Source organism: Streptomyces sp. NPDC059853 (assembly GCF_042731495.1).
Lineage (GTDB): Bacteria > Actinomycetota > Actinomycetes > Streptomycetales > Streptomycetaceae > Streptomyces.
Map to the genome: position 1 here is coordinate 1 of NZ_JBHWJL010000343.1, position 5074 is coordinate 5074.

2 protein-coding genes are annotated in these 5074 nt (G+C 76.7%); both read right to left on the reverse strand.

Going from position 1 to position 5074, the window contains the following annotated elements:
* On the reverse strand, positions 1-1413 hold a 1413-nt coding region (locus ACFV5N_RS24495; protein WP_385603754.1), incomplete at its 3' end, for an ATP-dependent helicase.
* Positions 1414-1470: 57 nt separating this feature from the next.
* The gene (locus ACFV5N_RS24500; RefSeq protein ID WP_385603756.1) at positions 1471-4713 is read right to left on the reverse strand and encodes an ATP-dependent helicase; all 3243 of its coding nucleotides are present in this window, start codon (positions 4711-4713) and stop codon (positions 1471-1473) included.
* Positions 4714-5074 lie beyond the last annotated feature (361 nt).

The following is a 5074-nucleotide window of genomic DNA, read 5'->3' on the forward strand; positions in this document are numbered from 1 at the left end:
CACCCGGACCATCGCGGCGTTGGCGGTGGGGTCGGCGAGGACCTCGAAGACGGCGACCAGGTCGGCGATCTCCGGCAGGAGCAGCAGCCCGGAGAGGCCGACGACCTCGACGGGCACGTCGCGTTCCACCAGGGCGCGCTGGATCTCGGCGAAGTCGCCGGCCGTGCGGCACAGCACGGCGATCTCCCCCGGTGGCGTCCCGGTGCGCACCAGGTGGGCGAGGGAGTCGGCGAGCCAGGCCAGTTCGTCCGCGTGGGTGGGCAGCAGGGCGCAGTGGACGCGGCCGGTGTGCTCGGCGTCCTCGGCCGGGCGCAGCGGTACGACGGCGGGGTGCAGGGCGCGCAGCGGTGCGGCGAGGTCGTTGGCCAGCCGCAGCAGCCGGCCGCCGCTGCGGCGGTTCTCGCTGAGGGAGTAGCGCCGGGCGGGGCTGCCGTCGGGGGCGGGGAAGTGCTCGGGGAAGTCGTCGAGGTTGGCGACGGAGGCGCCGCGCCAGCCGTAGATGGCCTGGCAGGGGTCGCCGACGGCGGTGACGGGGTGCCCGGTGCCGTCGCCGAACAGGCCGGCGAGCAGGATGCGCTGGGCGACGGAGGTGTCCTGGTACTCGTCGAGGAGGACCACCCCGTACTCCTCGCGCAGCGCCCGGCCGACCTCGGGGATGTCGCGGGCGAGGGTGGCGGCGAGGGCGATCTGGTCGCCGAAGTCGATGAGGTCGCGGGAGCGTTTGCGGGCCCGGTACTCCTCGACGACGTCCAGCAGCTGGCCCCGTCCGGCGGCGGCCTCGCGGATGCGCCGCAGGTCGGCGTTGGTGAGGGCGGTGGCGTCGAGTTCGGCGAGGAGGTCGCGGTCGAAGGCGCGCAGCCGCTCGGGGGGCACGAGGTGTTCGGCCAGTTCGCCGTCGAGGGCGATGAGGTCGGTGACGAGGGTGGTGAAGCCGCTGCCGGGCGCCTCGAAGGATTCGGGCGCGGCGCGCAGCACCTCGGCGGCCAGCTGGAACCGTCCGGCGTCGGCGAGCAGCCGGGAGGCGGGTTCGATGCCGAGCCGCAGCCCGTGTTCCTTGAGGAGGCGGCCGGCGAAGGCGTGGTAGGTGGAGATCTGCGGCTCGCCGCCGGGTTCGCCGGTGTCGGTGGTCTCCTGGGCGATGCCGGCCCGGTGGAGGGCCTTGCGCACCCGCTCGGCGAGCTCCCCCGCGGCCTTGTTGGTGAAGGTGAGGCCGAGGACGCGTTCGGGGGCGACCTGGCCGGTGCCGGTGAGCCACACCACGCGGGCGGCCATGACGGTGGTCTTGCCCGAGCCGGCGCCGGCGACGATGGCCTGCGGGGCGGGGGGTGCGGTGATGCACGCCAACTGCTCGGGGGTGAACGGGATCCCGAGCAGCTCGCGCAGTTCCCGGGGATGGGTCAGTCGTGCGGCCACGCGCACGAGGCTATCCCCGGCCGCCGACAGGGCCGTGCGCGCGGGGCGCGGTGTGCGCTACTCCACGACGTGGCGGCCCTCGGTGCGGGCCGAGCAGGAGGAGCGGAAGTGGCAGGTGCCGCACTGCTGCCCGGGGGTGGGGGAGAACCGTTCGTCCAGGACCCGCCCGGCCGCCGCGGCCAGCAGATCGCCGACCCAGTCGCCCTCCGGCGGCGGCTGTTTCTGGACGGCGGGCAGCGCGTCGCCGCCCTCCTTCTTCGGCGCGCCCTGCCGCAGGTGGACGAGTGCGGCGCCGCCGGTCTCGGTGCCGTCCTCCCCGTGCCGGACCGCCAGCTGGTACACGGCCAGCTGCGGGTGGCGTTCCACCTCCGCCCGGGTGGGCTTGGCGCGGCCGGTCTTGAAGTCGACGACGTAGGCGCGGCCGTCCGCGTCCCGCTCCACCCGGTCCAGGGTGCCGCGGATCCGGATCCGGTGCTCGCCCGCCGCGAGGGTGACGTCGAAGTCCTCCTCGGAGGCGGCCGGTTCGAACCCGGCCTGGCTCTGCAGGACGTGCCAGCGCAGAAAGCGTTCCAGGGCCGCGCGCGCCTCGTCGCGTTCCTTGCGGGACTGCCACGGCGCCTCGAACGCGAGGCCGTCCCAGACCACGTCCAGCCGTTCCATCAGGACCGCGAGGTCGGCCGGGGTGGTGCCGGAGGCCACCTCGTCGGCCAGGACGTGCAGCACGTTGCCGAACCCCTGGGCGGCGGTGGCGGGCGCGTCGGCGTGCACCTCGCGGGCCAGGAACCACTTCAGCGCGCAGGAGTTGACCAGCTCGTCCAGGGCGCTCGCCGACAGGGCCACCGGCCGCTGCGGGTCGCGCACCGGTGCCGCCGACTCGGTCGGCGCGCGCAGCCCCCACCAGCGCTGCGGGTGCGCGGCCGGTACGAGCGCGTGCCCGTCGTCGTCCCGCAGCGCGGCCAGTCTCGCCAGCCGCCGGGCCGCCGCCTCGCGCAGCGCGGGCGACACCCGGGGGTCGACGGTGGTGGCGCGCAGTTCGGCGATCAGCGCGGACAGGGCCAGCGGGCGGCGCGGGCGGCTGGTCACGTCCTTCGGCTCCACCCCCAGTTCGGTGAGGAACCGGGACGGCTGGTCGCCGTCGTCGGCGCCGCGCACGGCCGTCACCACCAGCCGGTCCCTGGCCCGGGTGGCGGCCACGTAGAACAGCCGCCGCTCCTCGGCCAGCAGCGCGCCCGGGGGCAGCGGTTCGGCGAGCCCGTCGCGGCCGATGCGGTCCGCCTCCAGCAGCGAGCCGCGCCGCCGCAGGTCGGGCCACAGCCCTTCCTGCACCCCGGCCACCACCACCAGCGACCACTCCAGGCCCTTGGCCCGGTGGGCGGTCATCAGCCGGACGGCGTCGGGCCGCGCCGCCCGCGCGGTCAGGGTGTCGGCGGCGATGTCGTGGGCGTCCAGCTCGTCGAGGAAGATCAGCACGCCGCGCCCGCCGCCGCGCTCCTCGGCGCGGGCCGCCGCCTCGAACAGCGCGCACACCGCGTCCAGGTCGCGGTCGGCGTTGCGGCCCGCAGCGCCGCCGCGCCGGGCGGCCCGCTCCAGGCGGTCGGGCCAGCCGGTGCCGGACCACAGCTCCCACAGCGCCTCCTCGGGGCTGCCGCCGCCCGCCAGCAGTTCCCTGGTCTTGCGCAGCAGCAGGCCCAGCTGCCGGGCGCCGCCCGCGTACGCCGGGTCGTGGGCGACCAGCCGCTCCGGTTCGGCGAGCGCCCGCGCCAGCAGTTCCCCGGACGGGCTCGGTACGGCGGCCCCCGCGGCGCGCTCCTCGTGCCGCAGGGCCCGGCCGAGCCGCCGCAGGTCGGCGGCGTCCAGACCGCCGAGCGGCGAGGTCAGCAGTTCGGCCGCGGTCTCCGGGTCGAAGCCGGCGGACGGCCCGGCGACCGCCCGCAGCGCCATGAGCAGCGGCGCCACCGCCGGTTCCTGGCGCAGCGGCAGATCGGCGCCGTCCACCTCCAGCGGGACCCCGGCCGAGGTGAGCGCCCGGCGCAGCACCGGCAGGGAGCGGCCCCCGGCGCGGACCAGGACGGCCATCTCGCCCCAGGGCAGGCCGTCCTCCAGGTGGGCGCGGCGCAGCAGATCGGCGATGTTCTCCAGTTCGGCGCCGGGCGTCGGGTAGGTGTACACCTCGACCGTCCCGCCCTCGCGCACGGTGGTCAGCGCGCGGTGGCGCCGTACCGCGTCGGCCGGCAGCCGGGCCAGCGGCATCCGCCGGGTGAGCAGCCGGGTGGCGTCCTGCACGGCGGACGCGGCCCGCCGTCCGGTGGTGAGGACGGCGACCGGGGCCGGTTCCCCCGCGGCGGTCGGGAAGGCGTCGGGGAAGCCGAGGATGCCGCCCACGTCGGCGCCCCGGAACGCGTAGATCGACTGGTCCGGGTCGCCGAACACCACCAGGTCCCGCCCGCCGCCTCCGGCCAGCGCCGCCAGCAGCGCGGTCTGCGCGGGGTCGGTGTCCTGGTACTCGTCCACGAACACCGCGTCGTACCGGGCCCGGACGCGCGCCGCCACCTCAGGGCGCTCCGCCAGCCGCACCGCGCCGCGCACCAGGCCCGCGTAGTCGAGGACGCCCTGCGCCTCGGTGACGTCCAGGTACTCCGCCAGGAAGTGCGCCGCCGCCTCCCAGTCGGGGCGGCCGGTGCGGCGGGCGAAGCCGGCCAGGGTGGCGGGCGCCAGCCCCAGCTCACGGGTGCGGGCGAGCACGGCGCGCAGTTCGTCGGCGAACCCGCGCGTGGTCAGGCAGGCGCGCAGCTCGGCGGGCCACGGCACCCGGGGCGGCAGCTCCAGCTGCCCGGCCAGCAGCTCGCGCAGGAACACGTCCTGTTCCGGTCCGGACAGCAGCCGCAGCGGCTCGGCGTACAGCTCGCGGTCCTGGTGCGCGCGCACGAGCGCGTACGCGAAGGAGTGGAAGGTGGTGGCCTGCGGTGCGCCGCCGCCCATCCGGGCCGTCATCCGGTCGCGCAGTTCGGCGGCGGCCTTGCGGCTGAAGGTGAGCACCAGCACCCGCTCCGGGTCGGTGCCGGCCGCCACCCGGGCGGCGACGGACTCCACCAGCGTCGTGGTCTTGCCGGTGCCGGGCCCCGCCAGGACGAGAAGCGGTCCGCCCGGATGCTCAACCACCGCGCGCTGGTTTGCGTCCAGGGAAGGGGGGTGCGTGGTCAGGACCGGGTCGCGCACCAGTCGGTACGCCCCGGAATCCTGCGCGGTTCGGGGGGCTTCCCGGACGGCGTCCGGGGGCGGGACAGAGAGGCTCACGTGCATCGCAGATTCTCGCGGGGGGTCCCCTTGGGGATGGGATCGGGCGGCGAAGCGGTGGGAAAGACGCTACGCCTCGGGGTGACCCGCCCGCACGGGAACCCCGGGGCACGCCGCGGGGCGCACCACCGGGGTGGGGTGGTCCGCACCGTCCGTGCGGTCCCCCGTACGGAGGGCGCCGGGCATACCGCCGGCGGCCCGGATGACGGAAGCTGGTGCTTGTGAGCCGTCTCCGTCTCCTGCCTTCAGCGTGTTTTCCGCGGCCCGCCGTCCCCGGCGCCGCCGCCGTCCGCCGTCCAGCGGGCCCGCGCCATGTCCAGGCGCGGCACGCCGGCGCCGTCGTGGCGCAGCGGGGTGCCCTCGGCCA

Bases quoted from the DNA above. Each gene is read 5' to 3' on its own strand.
- ACFV5N_RS24500 (WP_385603756.1), bottom strand. From the start codon at position 4,713: ATGCACGTGAGCCTCTCTGTCCCGCCCCCGGACGCCGTCCGGGAAGCC.